Here is a 19,729-nt window from a genome sequence, read left to right on the forward strand (position 1 = left end):
GCATGAGCTTTGCCAACCACCTGCCCACGCGACGCGAGATGCTGATCGGCTCGGGCGCGCTGTTCGCCTGGACGCAGATGCCGAAGATTGCGCGCGCGGAAGGGCGCGATCCGCGCCTGCTCGTCATCATCCTCCGCGGCGCGCTCGACGGGCTCGGCGCGGTCGCCCCTGTCGGCGACCCCGACTGGATCGGTCTGCGCGGCGAGAGCGCGCTGCTGCTCGACGGCAAGACGCCCGCACTGCCGCTCGATTCCTTCTTCGCGCTCAACCCGGCGATGCCGAATCTTTATCGGCTCTACAAGAAGCAGCAGGCCCTCGTCGTCCATGGCACGGCGACGCCGTATCGCGAGCGCTCGCATTTCGACGGCCAGGACGTGCTCGAAAGCGGTATCGCAAAACCCGGCGCGGTCAGCACGGGCTGGCTCAATCGCGCGCTGGTCGCGATGGAATCGGGCGGTCGCGTCGATCCCGCCGGCAGCCGCGTGCTCGGCGTCGGCGCCGTCACGCCGCTCGTGGTGCGCGGTGCTGCGCCCGTGATGTCATGGGTACCGCAAAAGCTGCTGCCGGCGAGCGCCGATACGCAAAACCGTCTGCTCGATCTCTATCAGCACACTGATCCAAAACTCGCAATCGTGCTTCAGGCGCGGATGCGTCTGGCCGCGCTCGGCGGGCTACCTGGGATGAGCGATCCGATGTCGGAGGATCCGACCTTCGCGCCGCCAGGCATTGCGCGCGTGCGCGCCTATTTCGCGGAAGCCGCCGGCACAGCCGCGCGCTACCTCGCCCGGCCCGACGGCCCGCGCGTCGGCGCGATGGGATTTGTCGGATGGGACACCCACATCGCCGAGGGCGCGATCACGGGTCAGCTCGCCAACCTCCTGGGCGCGCTCGACGGCGCGTTCGCGGCGGTCGAGACCAATATGGGCGAAGCGTGGAACGAGACGGTCGTCGCCGTCGTCACCGAGTTCGGACGCACCGCGCGGATCAACGGCACCAACGGCACGGACCACGGCACCGGCACTGTCGCATTCCTTGCCGGCGGCGCGCTCAGGGGCGGCCGCGTCGTCGCCGACTGGCCGGGTCTGAAGCCCGCACAGCTCCTGGAGGACCGCGACCTCAAGCCGACGATCGATCTGCGCGCGGTGTTGAAGGGGATTTTGAAAGATCATCTGCGCCTCGAGGACGGCGTGCTCGCACGCGCGATCTTCCCCGACAGCGCGGACGTCAAACCGATGACCGGCCTCGTCGGATGACGGCTTGAGCGAAAGGCAGCTTGAACGGGTTCCTCATGTACATTCCGAGCCAGCGCGAGATCGAATTTTTGCTGAGCCTGCACCAGCACTGGCGCGTGCTGTACTGGCGCGAGCTCGCGCGTCTTCTCACCGAGACCGCGGTGCGCGAAGTCCAGCGCGAAGCGCATGCCGCCTTCTGGCGGGAGTCGACGGGTTGATCGGCCGGATGCGTCCCGAATCCGGACACGTCCGACTGTGGTTGAATCGCAACATTCCCAGCGAAATCGCGCCGGCCGCAGCCCGGCTTTTTTTCCGACAAGGTTCTGCCCTCATTCCCCGTCGGACTAGGCCGATCGGATGGGGGCGTACACCATGTCTCGCTTCGAACGGTTTTCCCGGCTTCTCCTGGTCGCAATCGGTGCTGCGTCGCTCGCCGCCTGCGCGCAATCGCCGGTCTCCCGGCAAAGGGCCGATCTGGGCGTGAGCCGGCAGGCTACGGTGGAGCGTCGGCACCAGACGCGATCGGTTGCCAGCCTGCACACGCGAGCCCGGCATCACACAGCCAGGTATGACGCCACGGGGGCACAAGCCGCCTCACATGGTGTTGCCAGCTTCTACTCCTATGACACGGAGACCGCGAGCGGCGAAAAGTTCGACAAGAACGAATTGACCGCCGCGCATCCGACCCTGCCGTTCGGCACGCGGCTGCGCGTCACCAACGTCTCCACCGGCCGCGCCGTGACGGTCCGCGTCAACGATCGCGGGCCCTATGTCCGAGGACGGGTCGTCGACGTCTCCTATTCGGCCGCAGAGGCGCTCGGCATGGTCAATCAGGGCGTTGCCAATGTCAGGCTCGACGTCGTGCAATAGCCTGCGCAACGTTTAACCGGCTGTTAGTCAACCCTGCCTCACCATGGGGATCAGACAAATCGAGGCTTTGGGGAGGACGCGTGAACACGATCCAGCATCTTGAGGAGCAGGCCGCGCGTGCCGAGCGGCTGGCGAAGCGGATCACGGACACGCCAACAGTCGAAAAGCTCCTATCCTTCGCGGGCGAGCGTCGCCGCGAAATCGAGGCGATTGCGGGAAAGCGCCGCAAGGCCTGATCGTTTCCTCTCAATCCATTGGAATAAGTGTGTTCGAGCCGCCCGCACGGACCTTCTGTTGTCCTCCGAGACGGCGGCCCCGCGCGATCAGCGCGCAACCAGGTGACTGCGCGATCCCGCACAGGACGAGGTCGGGTCGGTCCGGCCGGTATGATCGTCGACGAAGTCCATGAGATGGTCGGGCAGGGCGGTGCCGTCGATGTCGCAGCGGGACTGGATTTCGGCGGCGACGTCGGCGGAGATGTCCTTGACCCAATGCTCCAGCGTGTTGAAGGCGAAGACTTGCACGGGATCGCTGAAGCATCCGGCAACCAGCTCGTGGATGACGGTCTCAAGATCCGGGTGCTCGATACGGACGTCCCGGGGACCGCTGACCCGGTCCACCACCACGAAGATGGTCTCGTCCGCTCCGTAGGGAACGTTCAGGGATGACAAACTGGCTTCTAGCATTTCAGGCTCTCGCCTCGGCTCTGATCCCTGACAACGGGAAGAAGCGGACGATGGTTCCTGAGGGAGGCGGCATCCGAAAGTCGTAAGAAGCCTCCGAGGCGCGCTCAGAGAAACTCGCGCAATCGCGACAGCTCGACGATGTGTTCGGGCGAGAGGATTTCGGTCACCAGTGGCGGTTGCGGCGCAGTGTGGATCTCATAGAGATGGCGGGTCGGATTGGGCTTTTGCATCAAAGCGGTGATGCACTGATCGAGCGTCGCCTCAAGTACGAGGTAGGCAGTCCGGTCTTCCCGGCGCCGGTTTCCAAGCGAAGGCCATTTGTGCAGGGTGGCGTGCGCATCGAAGTTCACTTTTGAGGCCGCCGCCATCGCCTCGCCTCAAGCAAAAAGAACCCCCGCACGCGGGTCCGCGTGCCGAGGGCCACACCTATCGCTGCATCTCAATGCCACGAGCAAATAATGCGGCCGCGCAACGTTAGTTCCAGGGCGACGACGGATTTCTTGAGGCGAACGCATTGCGGGCCCGGCGGTGATGTCCAGGCCCGCATCTGGCATGCTCTAACTCGCGGCGGCCGCGATCTTGCCCGGCACAGTCTGCCCCCGGCCATTTTCGTCGCCCTGACGCATCTCCGGCGGAAGGCCGGCAAAGCGGCGCAGCGCTTCGGCCATCTGGATGCGGCCAGGCACACCCGTAATCACCACGTCGACCATGGCGAAGGACGAGTGGAAGTGGCCGCGCGCCTTGAGCTGCTCGACCGGAACGCCGGCGGCCGCCATCGCGTCGCCATACGCGATGCCTTCGTCACGCAATGGATCGAACTCGCAGGTCACCACGAGGGCCGGCGGCAGGCCCTTGAGCTGGCCGCGGATCGGCGAGACGCGCGGATCGGTCCGCTGGCTGGGCGCGCAGTACATGTCCCAGAACCAGAACATCAGCGAGCGCGTCAGGAAGTAGCCCGTTGCGTTTTCATTGTAGGACGGACGGTCGAACGAGCAGTCGGTGACCGGACAGACCAGAAGCTGGCCCGCGATCTGTGGTCCCCCGCGGTCGCGCGCGAGCTGGCAGGTCACGGCCGCAATGTTGCCGCCAGCACTCCAGCCCGCAACCAGCACCGGTCCCGGCTTGCCGCCGAGCTCGACCGCGTGCTCGGCGATCCAGCGCAGCGCGGCATAGCCGTCCTCGGCCGCCGTCGGGAAGCGATGCTCGGGTGCGTGGCGATAGCCGACGCTGACGAACATCATGCCGGTCCGCCGCACCATGTCGCGGCAGAACGGCTCGTCGGACTGCTCATCGCCGAGCACCCAGCCGCCGCCATGGAAGTAGACCACGACCGGATGCGGCCCCGGCGTCGCCGGCTTGTAGACCCGATAGGGCAGCGGACCATTGGTACCCGGCAGCGTGCCGTCGACGATCTTGCCGATCGGCCGTCCCGCGGGACGGCCCTTGTTGAACTCGTTGACGAAGGCGCACGCGCCCTGCGCCCCCATCGATTCGATCGGCGGCAGGTTCAGCGTCGCGAGCAGGTTCAACACCAGCCGCACGTCCGGCTGCAGGCGCACGACCTCACCGTCATTGCACTGCGCCGCGCCGTTCGGGCCGGTGAGCTTGAAGCCGAGCATGCCGCCCTTCACGACCTCGTCACAGATGCTGCGATAGGGGCCGACGCCGCCGCAATAGGGCATCACGCCCTGCGCCTTGCCGGGCACGTTGGCGCCCGTGTACCAGGTGTTGGCGAGCCGGTGCAGCGTCAGCATCGAACAGTCGGCCATGTGCTGCGCCCAGCCGGCCTGCGCCTTGTCGGTGGCTTCCATCGTGGTGAAGCCCGTGTCGCGTAGCGCGGCGAGCCGGTCGACGACCCAGTCGGCATGCTGCTCGATCGACACCGCCATGTTCGACAGCACCGAGGGGCTTCCCGGTCCCGTGATCATGAAGAAGTTGGGGAAGCCGGCGACGGTGAGACCGAGATAGCTCTGCGGTCCCTGCGCCCAGACTTCGGACAGCGACTTGCCGCCGCGGCCGGTGATGGGATGAACGGCCCTGATCGCGCCGGTCATGGCATCGAAGCCGGTCGCGAACACGACCACGTCCACGTCGAAGCTGCGCTTGTCGGTGGTGATGCCGGTGGCGGTGATCGCCTTGATCGGCTCCTGCCGCAGATTCACCAGTGTGACGTTCGGCCGGTTGAAGGTCGCGTAGTAGTTGGTGTCGAGGCAGGGGCGCTTGGCACCGAACGGATGATCGTGCGGGGTCAGCGCCGCCGCGGTCTCCGGATCCTTCACCGTCGCGCGGATCTTCTCGCGGATCAGGTCCGAGAGCAGATTGTTGCCGTCGACGTCCACGCCTTGGTCGGCCCAGAGCTGGGTGAGGATGTAGACGAGATCGCCCTTGCCCCAAGCGTCCTCGAAGCGTGCGCGGCGTTCCGCATCGCTCAATTGCCAGCTCACGGCCATCTGCTGCGGATAGGGCACGCCGGTCATCGACAAGCGTGCCTGTTCGCGATAGGCGGCGCGATCGCCCTGCAACAGGCCGAGACGGTCGGCGGGTGCCGGACCGTTATGCGCGGGCAGCGCAAAATTCGGCGTGCGCTGGAACACGGTCAGTTGCGCGGCCTGCTCGGCGATCAGCGGGATCGACTGGATGCCTGACGAACCCGTGCCGATCACGGCAACGCGCTTGCCGGCGAGATTGACGCCCTCATGCGGCCAGCGACCGGTGAAATAGACCTCGCCCTTGAAATCCTTGACGCCGTCGATCTCCGGCGGTTTTGGCGAGGAGAGGCAACCGGTGGCCATGATGTAGTGACGGCACGAGACGGCCGGGCCGTTGCTGGTCGTGATCAGCCAGCGTTCTGCGGCGTCGTCCCATGTCGCTTCCTTGACCTTGGTCTTGAAGCGGATGTCGCGCCTGAGATCATAGCGGTCGGCGACGAAGCCGAGATAGCGCAGGATCTCCGGCTGGGTCGCGTATTTCTCCGACCAAGTCCATGCCTTCTCGAGTTCGGGATCGAATGTGTAGCTGTAGTCGATGGTCTGGATGTCGCAACGCGCGCCGGGGTAGCGATTCCAGTACCAGGTACCGCCGACGTCGTCGGCCTCCTCCAGCGCGACCGCGCTCAGGCCTGCCTTGCGCAGGCGATGCAGCAGGTAGAGCCCGGCAAATCCGGCGCCGACCACGGCGACATCGATTTGTTGAAGTTTGCCACTCGTGTCCGAAGCACGTGCTGCGACCATTGCCTCTGGCATGCCATTCCTCCCGTGCGCTTTGTTTTGCGGGAGGCTATCGCCGCATATGGAGTTTGTCATCAGGACAAATTCAATCCCCGGTAGTTGTGTTTACACGTCACGCGAATTTGGCGCCGATGCGGGCGTCGCGACGCACAATGCGAAGGGCGCTTGGTTTTTTCGGGATAATCAAGCACGATTGTTCCGTGTATGTTGGTTCCCGCCGAGGCTGGCCGGTCTAGCGTCAGATAATAAACTTGGGTGTCAGACAAGAAACGTCATGAACGAGTTGAGCGAGCGAACGAAAGCCAACATGGACGTAGTGCTGGAAGAAACATGTCGCCAATTGCCGCATGGTGGCGACCACGACAGCCGCAGGTTCATTGCCGAGCGTTTGATCGAGGCAGCCAGAGCCGGCCACTCTACGCTCGGCGAACTCGGCATCGTTGCACGGCACGCGCTGGCGACACTGACCGGCAAGGACCATCAGGCGTGAGCGAACCGGGGAGCCCGGACCCGTCTGCGAACCCGGGCTCTCTCTGCCTCAACCGTTCTTGACCCCGCGAGCGATGATTTCGGTCGCGCGGGCGCGCGTGATCCCGTGTTCGCCGAGCAACTGTGCCGCAGGACTGCGCGTCTCCGGAAAGATGCCGATCAGCATGTTTGCGCCCGTCACCACCGGACGGCCCAATTCCTGCGCATGGATTTCGGCACGTTGCTCCGCGCGCTGGAACGCCGCAGTGGGTTTGGCTTCCTCGCCATTCTGCGTGGCGATATTGTTCAGTCCGCGTTCGACATAGGACTTCAGGCTCGTCCGCAACCCGTCGAGATCGGCGTTGCAGGATTGCATGACGGCCGAAGCATCGGCGTCGTCGAGCAAGGCCAGTAGCAAATGTTCGAGCGTCGCATATTGCTGCCGCCGCTCCGTGGCCGAGCCGAGCGCCCGGCGCTTCGTCGCCTCGAGCTCGGGCGACACCGGCCGACCAAAATCCATGAAGCCGTCGACCTGCTTGAGGCGCGCGACGGGATCGATCGTCGCCAGGAGGCCCTGCTTGTCGGCGATCGGCAGGCGCATGCGCGTCGCAATGATGTCGGCAACGCGCCCGGGGTCGCGGGTCTGTTCGAGCTGTGGCCAGACTCCGGGAATGCGGATGTCGCGGGCCGCCGCGTAACGCTCGAATCGCTTGACCGCGCGCAGGATCAACTCCGGCGCGTCGGGGATCGGTCCTTCGCCGAGATCGCTGACGTCGGCCTGAAAGGCGCCGGTCTCGCCGACGAACCGGTGGATCAGCACGCGCCGGTTCACCTGTGTGAGCACCTTCAGCGTGCCGTCAGGCATCGGTTCCAGCTCGATCAACTGGGCGACGACGCCGATCGCGTGGATGTCCTCGAAGCCGGGCTCGTCGACGCCAGAGTCCTTCTGCACGGCCAGCACCACCTCGCGCTGGCGCCCAAAAGCCTGGTCGAGCGCCTGCATGGTCTTCGGACGCCCGACGAACAGCGGATAGGTGGCCGTGGGAAACGGAACGAGGTCGCGCAACGGAACGGCCGGATAGCTCGTCACGGTCGAGTGCGGCGCTTCTCTTGCCGCCTTTGCCGGCGGCGTCCTGGCGTCGCTCCGGTCGGCATGGAGCATCGCCGACAACGTATTCCAATCGGCAACGCCGAACATTCTTGACACCAGCTCCAGGCTCTCGCCTTGGCTGATGCTGATCGCCTTGGTGTGAAGGGAGTCGCGCAGGGTCTGCGCCATAGCCTTGGCATCGCGAAAATCGCGCATCGGTATCCGTCCTCTGCTGTGAGCGAACCAGGCGTGTCAGGTGGTTGCGTTGCTGACCCGGTCGCTCGGGCAAAGGAAGGCCGATAAAGGCTTCGATACGTTCACCGTCCCGTGGCGGGTGCAACCGGCAGGTCGTATCAACCGAGCGGAAAATTGGCGCAAAGACCGTCCGGTGTCAATGTCGTCGCGCAGAGTTTCCGATGGAGGCAGGTGCGGTCGTCTTGCCTCGCCGCACCGCGCGGACGTAAATTGTTCGGCGACATCCCGCGAGATCCTGCCAATGCGGCCCGTGCTTGCGCTCGTTGCGGCTTTCGCCGTCTTAGCTGGCGATGACCTGGGCGTCGCCCAGGTCGGACAATTCCCGTTTGCGCTGACGCGCGAGGGACAGATGCTCGGTGGCGTGGAGGGTGACATCTCCTCCTTCAAGGGCCTTGCTTATGCGATGGCGCCGATTGGCCCGCTGCGCTGGCGTCCGCCGCAGGACGCACCCGAAAGTTCGGAGATGCGCACCGCCTACGACTACGGTCCGGCGTGTCTTCAGCCTGGAATCGCGCAGGCGAGCGAGCACTGCCTCACGCTCAACGTGTTCCGGCCGTTCGGCGTCGATGGTCCACTGCCGATCATGGTGTTCATCCATGGCGGCGATTTCGTTGGAGGGACCGCAAACGATCCGCTGTTCGACGGCGCAAGACTTGCGCAGGCGGGCCTCATCGCGATCACGCTGAATTATCGACTTGGCGCGTTCGGCTGGCTGGTGCATTCCGCGCTCGCCGAAGGATCCTCGGGCGGCGCCGTGATGAACTACGGCCTGATGGACCAGATCGCGGCGCTGCAATGGATCCACGACAATGCCGCGGCGTTCGGCGGTGATCCCGACAATATCACGTTGTTCGGCTCCGGCGCCGGCGCAACGTCGATCGCACTTCTGATGCTGTGCGATCAGTCGCGCGACTTGTTCCAGAAGGCGATCCTGCAATCGCTGCCCGGCCGTGGGCGCCTGCGTTCGATCGAAGCCGCGCAAACCGTCGGCAAGGAATTTGCAGAGATCGCCGCACGCGACCAAAAAGAATTCGATCTGCGCACGGCCGATCCCAAGCGGCTCATGGCGGCGCAGAAGCTTCTGCTTGCCAGATATCCGCGCGCCTTTGGACCGGTTGTCGACGGCGTGCTTGTGAAGAGCGACATTGCGGCCGGCTTCGCGGCAGGCCGCGAAAACCGCATTCCCCTGATCATCGGCTCCAACGACGACGAGACCGGCTCTGACAACGAGCCGGATGCCAAGGAAGAGTTCGGATTGGCCGGCGCCTCAGCCGACGAATTGCGGCAACTCTATCCCGAAAGCTCCAGCGGGCCGGCCGAGCTCGCAGCGCGGCTCTATACCGACAGGATGTTTACCGAACCTGCACGGCTGCTTGCCCGTCTGCATGCGGCGCGCGGTGCGTCGACGTTCCGCTATCGGTTCGGCTATGTACCGGAGGCCGAGCGCGCCGGTCGCGAGGGTGGCCAAGGGCGCGAGCTTCAGTTCATCTTCGGCGTCGAGGGCGTGCCGGGCGCCGGCGTGTTGTCGCGCAGAGATCGCGAAGTCGGGCGCGTCTTGCGGAGCTACTGGATCAACTTTGCCAGGACAGGCGATCCCAATGGCGCGGATCTGCCGCGCTGGGACGCAGGCACGGATCGCGACCAGTTGCTGCTGATCACCAATGAACGGATATCCGGCACCGCCGATCCGTGGTCGGAGCGGCTGGACCGGCTGGAGCGCCGAAGTTTGAAGGAGTAGGGGGTTAAGCGGCGAGCTCGACGCGGGGCGCCAGCGTCAGGCGGTCTTCTTCCAGAAAGTCCATCGCGCCGTCCTTCTCGACGGCGTAAAACTGCTGCCCCTCGCGCGACCTGTAGGCGGCGCGGACGACCCCGCGGCGGCCCTTGTCACTGTTGACGACGTCCCCCAGCGCAAACTTTGCCATCTTGATTCCCGAAAGCGATATAGTGGCCGAGTGCTTCGACCGCGGGCGGATTTTGGGCGGCAAATCGTTAACGACTTGCTAACCATAAACGTTTGCCCGATGCTTCCACCTTCAAGAGAGACGAGCCGATAGCCATGACGAGACTTCCGACTTTCTTCCTGTCGCATGGCGGCGGTCCCTGGCCCTTCATGGAAGACAGGCGGGTGCAATACGCCAGAACCGCGAAGGAATTCAGCGCCCTTCCGCAACGCCTGCCGGCAAAGCCGAAGGTCGTGCTCGTGATTACCGGCCACTGGGAGACGGATGAGTTCACGGTATCGACCGCGGCGCATCCGCCGATGGTCTACGACTACTACGGTTTCCCCGAGCATACCTACCACCTCAAATATCCGGCGCCCGGCGAGCCGGCGCTCGCGGCGAAGGTGAAGGCGCTGTTGCAGGGCGCGGGCATGAATTGCCGGGAAGATGGCAATCAGGGGTTTGACCACGGCACCTTCGTGCCGCTGGGGCTGATGTATCCGAATGCCGATATGCCGATCGTGCTGTTGTCCTTGAAATCGAGCTACGATCCGGCCGAGCATATCCGGGTCGGTCAGGCCCTCGCCCCCCTGCGCGACGAGGGGATCTTGATCGTCGGCAGCGGGCTGACCTATCACAACATGCGCGGCTTCGGACGGGCCGAGTCCAAGCCGGTGTCATATGATTTCGAGGCCTATCTGAACGAGGCCATCAGCCAACCGGATCCCAAGCGGCGCAATCAGATGCTGATCGACTGGCAGAACGCGCCAAGCGCGCGGCTCGCCCATCCGCGGGAGGATCATTTGATCCCGCTTATGGTCGCAGCCGGCGCTGCCGACGGCGACACCGGCCACCGCCTGTTCGTCGACGAGGTCGCGAGCGTCGCGATGGCATCGTATGAGTTTGGCGGCTAGCTGTATTTCAGCTTCATGTACAAAATGCCGCCCGCGAGCACGATGGTGATCGCGTTGGCGGCGACGAGCGGAGCGTCGCCGGAGAGCAGGCCGTAGACGAGCCACAGCACGAGGCCAAGCACCATCAAGAGGAACATCCAAAGCGAAATGTCCTCGGTGGAGCGGGTCTTCCAGACCTTGATGAATTGCGGAGCGTAGGCGAGGGTGGTGCAGGTTGCGGCCGCAAACCCCAGCATCTTGATGACGAACGATTCCATGCCGGCTCTGTAGCATGGATTCGGTGGTTGAAATGCGGAAGCCGACCCCGTTCAAACCCGGCGTGACACGAGGACGTCGCGATAGAGCGCGGCATATTGTCCGGCGCGGTTGCGCCACGAGACGTCCGTTGTCATGCCGCTCTGCTGCAGTCGCCGCCAGGTCAGATGATCGTGGAAGGCGATGTTGGCCTTGCGCAGCGCGGCGCCGAGATTGTCCGATGTCACCGGGCCGAACTTGAATCCGGTCGCGGCATTGCCTGACAAATCGGCCTCGCCGATGTCGACCACGGTATCCTCGAGACCGCCGACGCGCGCCACGATCGGGACGGCGCCATAGCGCAACGCGCAGAGTTGCGTGAGCCCGCAAGGCTCGAAGCGCGACGGCACGACCAGCGCGTCCGAGCCCGCCTGGACGAGATGCGCGAGGATCTCGTCGTAGCCGATCACGGCGGCGATCCGTCCCGGATGCGCGCGCGCCGCGGCCTGGTAGCGATCCTGCAGATCCGCATCTCCACTGCCGAGCAGCGCAAGTTGCATGCCCTCGCCGAGGATCGTCGGGATGCTTTCCAGCAATAGATCGAGGCCCTTCTGCCAGGACAGCCGGCTGATGACACCGAGCAGCAGCGAGTCCGGCGAGGGATCGAGGTTGAACTGACGCTGCAGCGCCGCCTTGTTCGCCGCGCGGAACGGCAGGTCTTCGGCGCTGAAGCGGTAGGCGATGTGCGGATCGGATTCCGGATCCCACACCGAAATGTCGATGCCGTTGAGGATGCCGCTCAGCGCGCCAGAGCGCTCCCGCAGCAAGCCGCCGAGCCCCATGCCGCCTTCGTCGCTCTGGATCTCCTGGGCGTAGGTCGGCGACACCGTGGTGATGCGATCGGCGAATTGCAGCCCGGCCTTGAGCAGGCTGATCGATCCGTAATATTCGACGCCGTGGATGTTGAAGGAGCCCGGCGGCAGCTCGAACGGACCGAGCATCTCGTAGGGAAACTTGCCCTGATAGGCCATGTTGTGGATGGTCATGACCGTGCCGGGCCGCGGCCTGTCGGCATAGTGCAGATAGGCCGGTGCGAGGCCCGCCTGCCAGTCATGGGCGTGCACGATGTCGGGCACGAAGGAGGGGATTGCGCCGAGCCCGATCTCGGCCGCCATGCGGGAAAGTGCGGCGAAGCGCAGGCCGTTGTCGGGCCAGTCGTGGCCCTCTGGCGTCAGATAGGGATTGCCGGGCCGATCGAACAAATGCGGCGCGTCGAGCACGAGAAGATCGAAGCCGTCGCGCGCGCCGCCGAGCACGCGCGCCGGTCCGCCGAAGAACTCGTCCCAGCGCAAGAGTTCGTCCGCACCGGGGAGGGCGCGGATGACGCTCGGATACCCCGGCACCAGCGTCCGCATGTCGACGCCGTGCGCGGTCAGCGCCGCGGGAAGCGCGCCCGTGACGTCAGCTAGTCCCCCTGTCTTGATGATCGGATAGATTTCGGAGGCGACCGCAAGGACGCGGATGGGCGTCATGTATCGAGCCCGTCGATCATCGGCTGCGTGATGAGCGATATGCCCTGCTCGGTGGTGCGGAAGCGCTTGGCGTCTTCCGCGGGATCCTCGCCGACGACGAGACCCTCGGGGATTTCGACGCCCCGGTCGATCACCACGTTCTTCAGCCGCGCGCCGCGACCGACGTTCACATACGGCATGATCACGGCGTTCTCGACATTGGCAAATGAGTTGATACGCACGCCGGTGAACAGCAGCGAGCGGCGCAGCGACGCGCCCGAGATGATGCAGCCGCCGGACACGAGCGAACTCACGGCTTGTCCGCGCCGGCTCTCCTCGTCATGGACGAATTTCGCCGGCGGAGTGATCTCGGCATAGGACCAGATCGGCCAGGAGCGGTCGAACAGATCGAGCTCCGGCACCACGTCGGTGAGGTCGATATTGGCGGCCCAGTAGGCATCGACGGTTCCGGCGTCGCGCCAGTAGGAGCGGGGATCGTTGCCCGACCTCACGCAAGAGCTTGAGAATTGATGCGCGATGGCCCGGCCATGCTTGACGATGTAGGGGATGATGTCCTTGCCAAAATCGTGGCTTGAATTCGGATCGTCGGCGTCGCGCTTCAGCTCGTCGAACAGGAATTTGGAATCGAAGACGTAGATGCCCATGCTCGCAAGCGACTTGTCGGGCTTGCCGGGCATCGGCGGCGGATCGGCCGGCTTTTCCAGGAACGACTTGATGACGTCATTGTCGTCGATGTCCATGATGCCGAAGCCGGATGATTCCGCGCGCGGCATTTCGAGGCAGCCGACCGTGACGTCGGCGCGGCTCTCGACGTGCTGCTTCAGCATCAGCTCGTAGTCCATCTTGTAGATGTGGTCGCCGGCGAGCAGCACGATGTATTTTGCGCCATGGGATTCGATGATGTCGATGTTCTGGTACACGGCGTCCGCCGTGCCGACATACCACATCGACTCCGAAACGCGCTGGCTGGCGGGGAGGATGTCAAAACTCTCGTTGCGCTCGGGCCGGAAGAAGTTCCAGCCCATCTGGAGATGCCGGATCAGGCTGTGGGCCTTGTATTGCGTCGCGACCGCGATGCGGCGGATGCCGGAATTGACCGCATTGGACAGCGCGAAATCGATGATGCGGGACTTGCCGCCGAAATAGACAGCAGGCTTGGCGCGGCGGTCCGTGAGCTCCAGCAGCCTCGAGCCCCGCCCGCCGGCGAGAACGAAGGCAAGCGCCTGGCGCGCCAGCGGCTCATTTCCAACTCTACTCATGTCATCCTCCCGAGGACGCTGATTTATCGCTCCGAACCTTCCATTCTCGAAAGGCCGGCCGGGCCGCCACGGCATCGAATTCTAGCGGCACGGATAACAATTCGGAAAGCGGCATGTTGGTTGCGAGGCCGATGGTCTTCGTTGCGCCGGATCAGGCAAGCTGGTCTCATTCGATCACCTTGTCGGCGAGCGTCAGCAGGGTGGACGGCAGGGTGATGCCGAGCTGCCTTGCGGTCCTGACATTGACGATCAGCACGAACTTGCTGGCCTGCTCGATCGGGAGATCGCCAGGATGCGCGCCCTGGACGAGCCTGGCGGCGTAGATCCCGGCGCGACGGAAGTCGTCCAGGAGATCGGCGGAGGAGGTCATCAAGAGGCCCGCTCGCGCCCAGTCGGTACACACGCCCAAGGTCGGCTTGCCCGTGGCCGCCGGCCAGCGGAATGACGCGTGCCATGTTGTTGTAGAGCACTGAATCGCCGGAGACGTAGAAGGCGCTGGCTTCGTCGTTTACGCCCGCCGCGAATGAGGTGAAGACCAGTGGCGCGTTCGGCAGTTCGTCCCGGATCGTGCGCACCGCCTCGCCCTGCTGCTGGGCGAACTCCGCGCTGCCCGGGACCGGCATCGCGATGAAAGGTACACTGGTATCCTTCTGTGCCGGTGCGGCCGCCGGCCAAGTGGTCGCCACGCCTGCCGCAAGCCGCAGAAGCGCCCGCCGTTCCATGCGGTTTCCCCCTGAATTGCCCGAACGTTGGGTCGGTTCCATCAAATCACAGGGAGCGGGCCAGGGCCAGCGCGGCCAGCCGCCCTAGGCTACGCCCGCCCTCTTGATTTTTTGAGCGGCCGCTTCCACGGCATCGGGAAGAAGTGGTAAACTCCATCATATTTTTTGATTGCTACTTAAATGATTGGATCAGCGATGGCCTGCGCTTATGGATTGTTTGGCCTGTTGCGACTGATGAGTGTCGGGCTGGCCTACCTCACCGCTTCTCACGATCAACCGCCGCGCAATCTCGAAGCGGCCTGGCAGGTGCTGGCGCCTTGCGCGGAGACCATCTCGTTCGATGGCGCCTGGACGCTCTCGCTGAGCGAGAGTGGCAGCGCCATCGTCAACAGCGATCGGCACGCACAGCGGCTGCAAGGGCATTGGGAGCTGCTCGACGCGCAGGCGCAGTCCTATCGCATCGACGTGCTGGCCTTCGGCAACGACTTCGTCGTCGTGCCCACTGCCGCCGGCTGCCTGCTCGGATCGGGTACCCTGCACAAGGTCGATCTGCGGCAGAGCTGGTTCACGCGCAACAAGCGCGATGGCGGAGATCTCGTCGCCTCCGTGTCGCGCGCGCATGTGACAATGAAGTAGCTGTCCATCCGCCTCGCGCTCGGCCACAATCGCCGGCCAGAACATTGTCGGTGGGCGATCGATGTCGATGGACGCCGGCCCCGCCGTACGCTTTGTGCGCTGCACGCAAGATCAGGCTCCATCAAGGCTTTGACTCAGCGCAAAGAAGCCAGATCATGGCGTGCGAACTCTTTTCCGAATGATACGTCAGACAGGGAGCGAGGCGATGAGTATCTGGAAAACAGCAATGACCTGTACGCTGGCGGGTGCCGTCATGGCCGGTCAGCTGGAGCAGGCCGCGGCGGCGCCGATGCCGACCAATGTCGCGGCGATGAAGGCGGCAGTTGCCGACGACACCACTCAGGTGTACTGGCGCGGCGGCGGCTGGGGGTGGGGCATCGGAGCCCTTGCGGCCGGCGCCATCATCGGCGGTGCCATCGCCAGCGCGCCCTATGCCTACGGCTACGGATATCCCTACGGCGGCTATGGCTACGCGCCGGCATATTACGGTTACGGCTACGGTCCCGGCTATGGCTATGGCTACGGCCCGTCCTATGGCTACGCGCCATATTACGGCTATCGCCGTTACTATCGTCCGTATTACGGGTATGCCCGTCCGTATTACGGAGCCGGCTACGGCTACTATCGGCCGTACCGTCCCTACGTCCGCCAATACTATCGCGGCTACTGGTGATCCCGGTCGTTGCAGGAGGCACTCATGTCAAGTCAGGCGCATTTCTATCTGAACTGGGCCAAGGAGCGGATCGACGAGATGGACGCCATGCTCGGCACGCTGGAAGGCAGGATGAGCCAGCTCACGGCTGACGCACGCGCCGCGACGGACAAGGCCGTCGCGGATCTGCGCAGCCGGCGCGAAGCGTTCTTCGGCGAGATGAAGAAGCAGAGCGAGGCGGGCGAGGCCGCTTGGGCGCAGGCCAAGCAGCAGCTCGACACGCAGTGGACGAACTTCCAGAGCGAGGCCAACAAGTCTCTCGAGAAGGCGGTGCAGCAGGCCAGGCAGCAGCAGACGGCCTTCGAGGAGATCGCGGCCGCGCAGGTCAAGTCGTGGCGCGAGGCGGCGGAAAAATTCCAGGCGTCATCCGCCGAATTCGCCGCCGATCGTCGCGCCAAGATGGAAGCGAGCGTCCAGGAAATGAAGGCGGGCGCTTCGGCCGCGGAAGCACGGATTCAGGAGCTGGCGAAGGCCGGTGCAGCCTCCTGGAGCGCGTGGAGCACGGCGCTCACGGAGTCGCGCGCGGCCTTCGATCGCGCCAATCAGGCAGCGTGGGACTCGTTCAAGCGATCGTCGGGGCAGTAGCTCGCGCGCATGACCTCGCGACAAACGCGGAACGCGTTTGCGCGGAGATCATGCGCTGGAAAAAGCTAAAGCGCGATGGCGGTTCAGCCGCTATCGCGCTCCACAAATCGTAACAATCTTTGATGGACCTGCCGGGATCAATCCCGGCAGAGTCTTTGGAACTTCCCGGAACCGTCGGACGTTTGCAGCGCCGGGCAGGGCAACCCAGGAGGGGTGCCGTGCAAGCGCTGACGACATTATTAGTCTGTGTTGCTACTTTTTCTCTAGCCGTCGTTTCTTTTGCGCATGCCGAAAGCGGCCTTGCCTCATATTACGGATACGGAAAAACCGGTAAGAACGGTGAGCTGACCTGCGCCCACCGTACGCGTCCGTTCGGCAGCGTGCTCAGGGTGTCCTATGGCAGCCGCTCGATTCAATGCCGCGTCAACGATCGCGGCCCCTTCATCCGCGGCCGGATCGTTGATCTCTCGGTCCCCGCCGCCCGCGCGCTCGGCATGATGAGCGCTGGCGTAGTCCGGGTCTCGGTGGATTAGGCCGACAAGCGCGCTATAGTGCCGCCCAAAACGGGGCGAGAGCGCGATGGCAAGGATCAGGGTGGGGCTCGTGGGCTGCGGCTTCGTGTCGGAGCTGCACATGTATGCCTACAAGCGCGTCTACGGCGTTGATGTCGAGGTAAAGGCCGTGGCCGCGCGGGGCGATCATGTCGTTGCGTTCGCGCGCCACCACCAGATTCCCGGCGTTTATCGCAGCTTCCGCAACCTGATCGACGACGCCGAGATCGACGTCGTCGATATCTGCACGCCGCCCAATCTGCACACGTCGATGATCGTCGAGGCCATGCAGGCCGGCAAGCACGTCATCTGCGAAAAACCGTTTGCGGGCTATTTCGGCCGCGAGGGTGATAGGCAACCGATCGGCAAGCACGTGCCCAAGGCTGAGATGTACCGGCATGTGCTGGAAGAGATGGACGCGACCCGCGCCGCGATCGAAAGAAGCGGAAAGCTCTTCATGTATGCGGAGGACTGGGTCTACGCCCCGGCCGTGACCAAGACCGCTGACATCATCAAGGCGACCAAGGACAAGATCCTGTTCATGAAGGGCGAGGAGAGCCATTCCGGCTCGCACGCTGCGCACGCCGCGCAAATGGGCGATGGCCGGCGGCGGCTCGCTGATCCGCATGGGCTGCCATCCCCTGTCGGCGGTGCTCTATCTCAAGCAGGTCGAGGCCAAAGCGCGCGGCGAGACCATCCGCGTTGCCAGCGTGACCTGCGACGTCGGCATTGTCACGGCGGGTCTCAAGCCGGAGGAGCGTAGCTATATCAAGGCCAACCCGGTCGATGTCGAGGATTGGGGCACGTTGACCGCAACGTTCTCCGACGGCACCAAGGCCACGATCTTCTCCGGCGACATGATCATGGGCGGCGTGCGCAATCTGATCGAGACCTTCACCTCAGGCGGGGCGCTGTTCGCAAACATCACGCCGAACACCCATCTCGTCAGCTACCAGACCTCTGAGGAAAAGCTCGCCTCGGTCTACATCACCGAAAAAGTCGACCGCAAGACCGGCTGGCAATATGTGTGCCTCGAGGAGGAATGGACGCGCGGCTATTTGCAGGAAATCCAGGATTTCATGGAATGCGCCGCGACCGGACGGCAGCCGCTGTCGGATCTCGCGCTCGCCTATGAGACGATCAAGGTCAATTATGCCGGCTATTGGGCCGCGGAGGAGGGCAGGCGCGTGACGCTGTGACGCCCTCAGTGTGTTATGCTGTCCGCCAGATAGCGCCCCGCGAATCGAGTCCCTTACCGATGATCGAGTCACCACCGCCGATCGCCACGCAAGCCTTCACCGATGCCGATGCGGCCGTTGCCCTGTTAGAGGAGATCTACGACCGCAACACGCAGTTCTTGCGGGATCGTTTCGAGGCCTATCTGAACGGACAGTCGTTCGCCACGCATGTGCGCGCCTGCTATCCCTTCGTCCGGATGACGACCTCGACATACGCGCGGCTGGATTCGCGCCTCTCCTACGGTTTTGTCGCGGGTCCGGGCGTGCACGAGACCAGCGTGACGCGTCCTGATCTGTTCCGATCCTATCTCGTCGAGCAGATGCGCCTGCTGATCGAGAACCATGGCGTGCCGGTCGAGATCGGCGAGTCCAGCGAGCCGATCCCGGTTCATTTCGCGTACCGGCGCGACATCAACATCGAAGCGGCACTCACCAATGACGCCGTCGGCAGGCGGTCGCTGCGCGACGTCTTCGATACGCCCAACCTCGCCACGATGAACGATTCGATCGCCGACGGTACGATCGAGCTGCCGCCGGGAGTGCCCGAACCGCTGTCGCTGTTCCGCGCGGCGCGCGTCGATTACTCGCTGCGCCGCCTCTATCACTACACCGGCACCGATCCCGAGCACTTCCAGAATTTCGTGATCTTCACCAACTACCAGTTCTACGTCGATGCCTTCATGCAACTGTGCCAGCAGCGGCTGGCTTCGGGCGAAGCCGGCCTCGATGCCTTCGTAGCGCCGGGAAACGTCGTCACGAACAGCGCGCGGCTCGGTGGCGGCATAACCGGGATTGCGCCGGCCCGCGTCCCGCAGATGCCGGCCTACCATCTCGTGCGGCCGAACTATCGCGGCATCACGCTGATCAATATCGGGATCGGTCCTTCCAACGCGCGCAACGTCACGGATCACGTCGCGGTGCTGCGGCCGCATGCCTGGCTGATGATCGGGCATTGCGCAGGCCTGCGGAACACGCAGCGGCTCGGTGACTACGTGCTGGCTCATGGCTATGTCCGCGAGGACCACGTCCTCGACCATGAGCTGCCGCCCTGGGTGCCGATACCGGCGCTCGCCGAGATGCAGGTCGCGCTTGAGGAGGCGGTCGGGGAGGTCACCGGGCTCGAGGGTTTTGAGCTTAAGCGGGTGATGCGCACGGGAACGGTCGCGAGCGTCGACAATCGCAATTGGGAGATCGCAGGCCCCTCCGTCATTCGCCGCCTGTCGCAATCGCGCGCGGTGGCGCTCGACATGGAGTCGGCGGCGATCGCAGCTAACGGCTACCGCTTTCGCGTGCCCTACGGCACGCTGCTCTGTGTCTCGGACAAGCCGCTGCATGGCGAGATCAAGCTCGCCGGCATGGCCAGCGAGTTCTATCGCCAGCGCGTTGGCCAGCATCTCGAGATCGGCCTGAAAGCGCTGGAGCGGCTCAAGCAGCAGGAGTCGGAGCGTCTGCATTCGCGCAAGCTCCGCAGCTTTGCCGAGGTGGCGTTTCAATGACTCTTTTGAGCAACCGGCGAGATGGGTAACAGTTCAAACCGACGACATGGGTAACACAATTCTTGTTTCGTTCAGGTCTGTT

General features: G+C 64.3%; 21 protein-coding genes and 1 pseudogene. 13 read left to right on the forward strand and 9 right to left on the reverse strand.

What is annotated here, in order from left to right:
- Window positions 1–2 precede the first annotated feature (2 nt).
- The 4 genes from JQ632_RS24320 (at window position 3) to JQ632_RS24335 (ending at window position 2,338) form a co-directional block, all read left to right on the forward strand.
- Window positions 3–1,253 carry a DUF1501 domain-containing protein gene (locus tag JQ632_RS24320; protein ID WP_212405114.1) on the forward strand — a complete coding sequence of 417 codons (1,251 nt, stop codon included), beginning with the start codon at window positions 3–5 and terminating at the stop codon, window positions 1,251–1,253.
- Window positions 1,254–1,273: 20 nt separating this feature from the next.
- Entirely contained in the window at window positions 1,274–1,450 is a 177-nt protein-coding gene (locus JQ632_RS24325; protein ID WP_212405115.1) for a hypothetical protein, read from the forward strand.
- A 154-nt stretch (window positions 1,451–1,604) separates the two neighbouring features.
- Window positions 1,605–2,102: a septal ring lytic transglycosylase RlpA family protein gene (locus JQ632_RS24330; RefSeq protein ID WP_249152494.1), complete on the forward strand. Its 498-nt coding sequence runs from the start codon at window positions 1,605–1,607 to the stop codon at window positions 2,100–2,102.
- Window positions 2,103–2,182: 80 nt separating this feature from the next.
- Window positions 2,183–2,338, forward strand: coding sequence for a hypothetical protein (locus tag JQ632_RS24335; RefSeq protein ID WP_212405118.1), 156 nt, complete (start codon window positions 2,183–2,185; stop codon window positions 2,336–2,338).
- 87 nt (window positions 2,339–2,425) lie between these two features.
- Here JQ632_RS24335 and JQ632_RS24340 read toward each other — a convergent pair whose 3' ends face one another.
- From JQ632_RS24340 to JQ632_RS24350, 3 genes are all read right to left on the reverse strand, one after another.
- A complete protein-coding gene (locus JQ632_RS24340; protein WP_212405120.1) occupies window positions 2,426–2,788 on the reverse strand; it encodes a hypothetical protein in 363 nt (120 codons plus the stop codon).
- 104 nt (window positions 2,789–2,892) lie between these two features.
- The gene (locus JQ632_RS24345) at window positions 2,893–3,156 is read right to left on the reverse strand and encodes a hypothetical protein (protein ID WP_212405121.1); all 264 of its coding nucleotides are present in this window, start codon (window positions 3,154–3,156) and stop codon (window positions 2,893–2,895) included.
- 189 nt (window positions 3,157–3,345) lie between these two features.
- Window positions 3,346–6,030: an alpha/beta hydrolase fold domain-containing protein gene (locus JQ632_RS24350; protein WP_212405123.1), complete on the reverse strand. Its 2,685-nt coding sequence runs from the start codon at window positions 6,028–6,030 to the stop codon at window positions 3,346–3,348.
- A gap of 259 nt (window positions 6,031–6,289) precedes the next feature.
- On the opposite strand from JQ632_RS24350, the gene JQ632_RS24355 reads away from it, so the two are divergent.
- Entirely contained in the window at window positions 6,290–6,505 is a 216-nt protein-coding gene (locus JQ632_RS24355) for a hypothetical protein (protein ID WP_212405124.1), read from the forward strand.
- A 48-nt stretch (window positions 6,506–6,553) separates the two neighbouring features.
- On the opposite strand, the gene JQ632_RS24360 is transcribed toward JQ632_RS24355, so the two are convergent.
- The gene (locus JQ632_RS24360) at window positions 6,554–7,789 is read right to left on the reverse strand and encodes an LON peptidase substrate-binding domain-containing protein (protein ID WP_212405125.1); all 1,236 of its coding nucleotides are present in this window, start codon (window positions 7,787–7,789) and stop codon (window positions 6,554–6,556) included.
- Window positions 7,790–8,069: 280 nt separating this feature from the next.
- Here JQ632_RS24360 and JQ632_RS24365 point away from each other — a divergent pair, with 280 nt between their 5' ends.
- Window positions 8,070–9,566, forward strand: coding sequence for a carboxylesterase/lipase family protein (locus JQ632_RS24365; protein ID WP_212405126.1), 1,497 nt, complete (start codon window positions 8,070–8,072; stop codon window positions 9,564–9,566).
- Between the two features lie 4 nt (window positions 9,567–9,570).
- Here the strand turns inward: JQ632_RS24365 and JQ632_RS24370 are convergent, their stop codons facing one another.
- The gene (locus JQ632_RS24370) at window positions 9,571–9,750 is read right to left on the reverse strand and encodes a hypothetical protein (protein WP_212405127.1); all 180 of its coding nucleotides are present in this window, start codon (window positions 9,748–9,750) and stop codon (window positions 9,571–9,573) included.
- 134 nt (window positions 9,751–9,884) lie between these two features.
- On the opposite strand from JQ632_RS24370, the gene JQ632_RS24375 reads away from it, so the two are divergent.
- Window positions 9,885–10,682, forward strand: coding sequence for a class III extradiol ring-cleavage dioxygenase (locus JQ632_RS24375; RefSeq protein ID WP_212405128.1), 798 nt, complete (start codon window positions 9,885–9,887; stop codon window positions 10,680–10,682).
- On the opposite strand, the gene JQ632_RS24380 is transcribed toward JQ632_RS24375, so the two are convergent.
- The 4 genes from JQ632_RS24380 to JQ632_RS24395 all read right to left on the reverse strand — a co-directional run bounded on the left by JQ632_RS24380 (window position 10,679) and on the right by JQ632_RS24395 (window position 14,110).
- A complete protein-coding gene (locus tag JQ632_RS24380; protein WP_212405129.1) occupies window positions 10,679–10,939 on the reverse strand; it encodes a SemiSWEET transporter in 261 nt (86 codons plus the stop codon). The genes JQ632_RS24375 and JQ632_RS24380 overlap by 4 nt on opposite strands.
- Window positions 10,940–10,990: 51 nt before the next feature.
- The gene (gene glgA / locus JQ632_RS24385) at window positions 10,991–12,448 is read right to left on the reverse strand and encodes a glycogen synthase GlgA (RefSeq protein ID WP_212405130.1); all 1,458 of its coding nucleotides are present in this window, start codon (window positions 12,446–12,448) and stop codon (window positions 10,991–10,993) included.
- Entirely contained in the window at window positions 12,445–13,707 is a 1,263-nt protein-coding gene (gene glgC, locus JQ632_RS24390) for a glucose-1-phosphate adenylyltransferase (protein ID WP_212405131.1), read from the reverse strand. The genes glgA and glgC overlap by 4 nt, the downstream gene beginning before the upstream one ends.
- A gap of 166 nt (window positions 13,708–13,873) precedes the next feature.
- Window positions 13,874–14,110: an ABC transporter substrate binding protein gene (locus JQ632_RS24395; protein WP_312015657.1), complete on the reverse strand. Its 237-nt coding sequence runs from the start codon at window positions 14,108–14,110 to the stop codon at window positions 13,874–13,876.
- 514 nt (window positions 14,111–14,624) lie between these two features.
- Here JQ632_RS24395 and JQ632_RS24400 point away from each other — a divergent pair.
- The 6 genes and pseudogenes from JQ632_RS24400 to JQ632_RS24425 all read left to right on the forward strand — a co-directional run bounded on the left by JQ632_RS24400 (window position 14,625) and on the right by JQ632_RS24425 (window position 19,647).
- Window positions 14,625–15,065: a hypothetical protein gene (locus JQ632_RS24400; RefSeq protein ID WP_212405133.1), complete on the forward strand. Its 441-nt coding sequence runs from the start codon at window positions 14,625–14,627 to the stop codon at window positions 15,063–15,065.
- Between the two features lie 205 nt (window positions 15,066–15,270).
- Complete coding sequence (locus tag JQ632_RS24405; RefSeq protein ID WP_212405134.1) at window positions 15,271–15,738, forward strand: hypothetical protein; 468 nt, start codon at window positions 15,271–15,273, stop codon at window positions 15,736–15,738.
- Window positions 15,739–15,762: 24 nt separating this feature from the next.
- Complete coding sequence (locus JQ632_RS24410; protein WP_212405135.1) at window positions 15,763–16,362, forward strand: hypothetical protein; 600 nt, start codon at window positions 15,763–15,765, stop codon at window positions 16,360–16,362.
- 218 nt (window positions 16,363–16,580) lie between these two features.
- Window positions 16,581–16,895 (forward strand): septal ring lytic transglycosylase RlpA family protein, encoded by a 315-nt coding sequence (locus JQ632_RS24415; RefSeq protein ID WP_212405136.1) that lies wholly within the window; start codon window positions 16,581–16,583, stop codon window positions 16,893–16,895.
- 46 nt (window positions 16,896–16,941) lie between these two features.
- Window positions 16,942–18,112 (forward strand): annotated as a pseudogene (locus JQ632_RS40335) (Gfo/Idh/MocA family protein).
- Window positions 18,113–18,171: 59 nt separating this feature from the next.
- The gene (locus tag JQ632_RS24425) at window positions 18,172–19,647 is read left to right on the forward strand and encodes an AMP nucleosidase (protein WP_212405137.1); all 1,476 of its coding nucleotides are present in this window, start codon (window positions 18,172–18,174) and stop codon (window positions 19,645–19,647) included.
- Window positions 19,648–19,729 lie beyond the last annotated feature (82 nt).

Source organism: Bradyrhizobium liaoningense (assembly GCF_018130955.1).
GTDB classification, from domain to species: Bacteria; Pseudomonadota; Alphaproteobacteria; order Rhizobiales; family Xanthobacteraceae; genus Bradyrhizobium; species Bradyrhizobium liaoningense_C.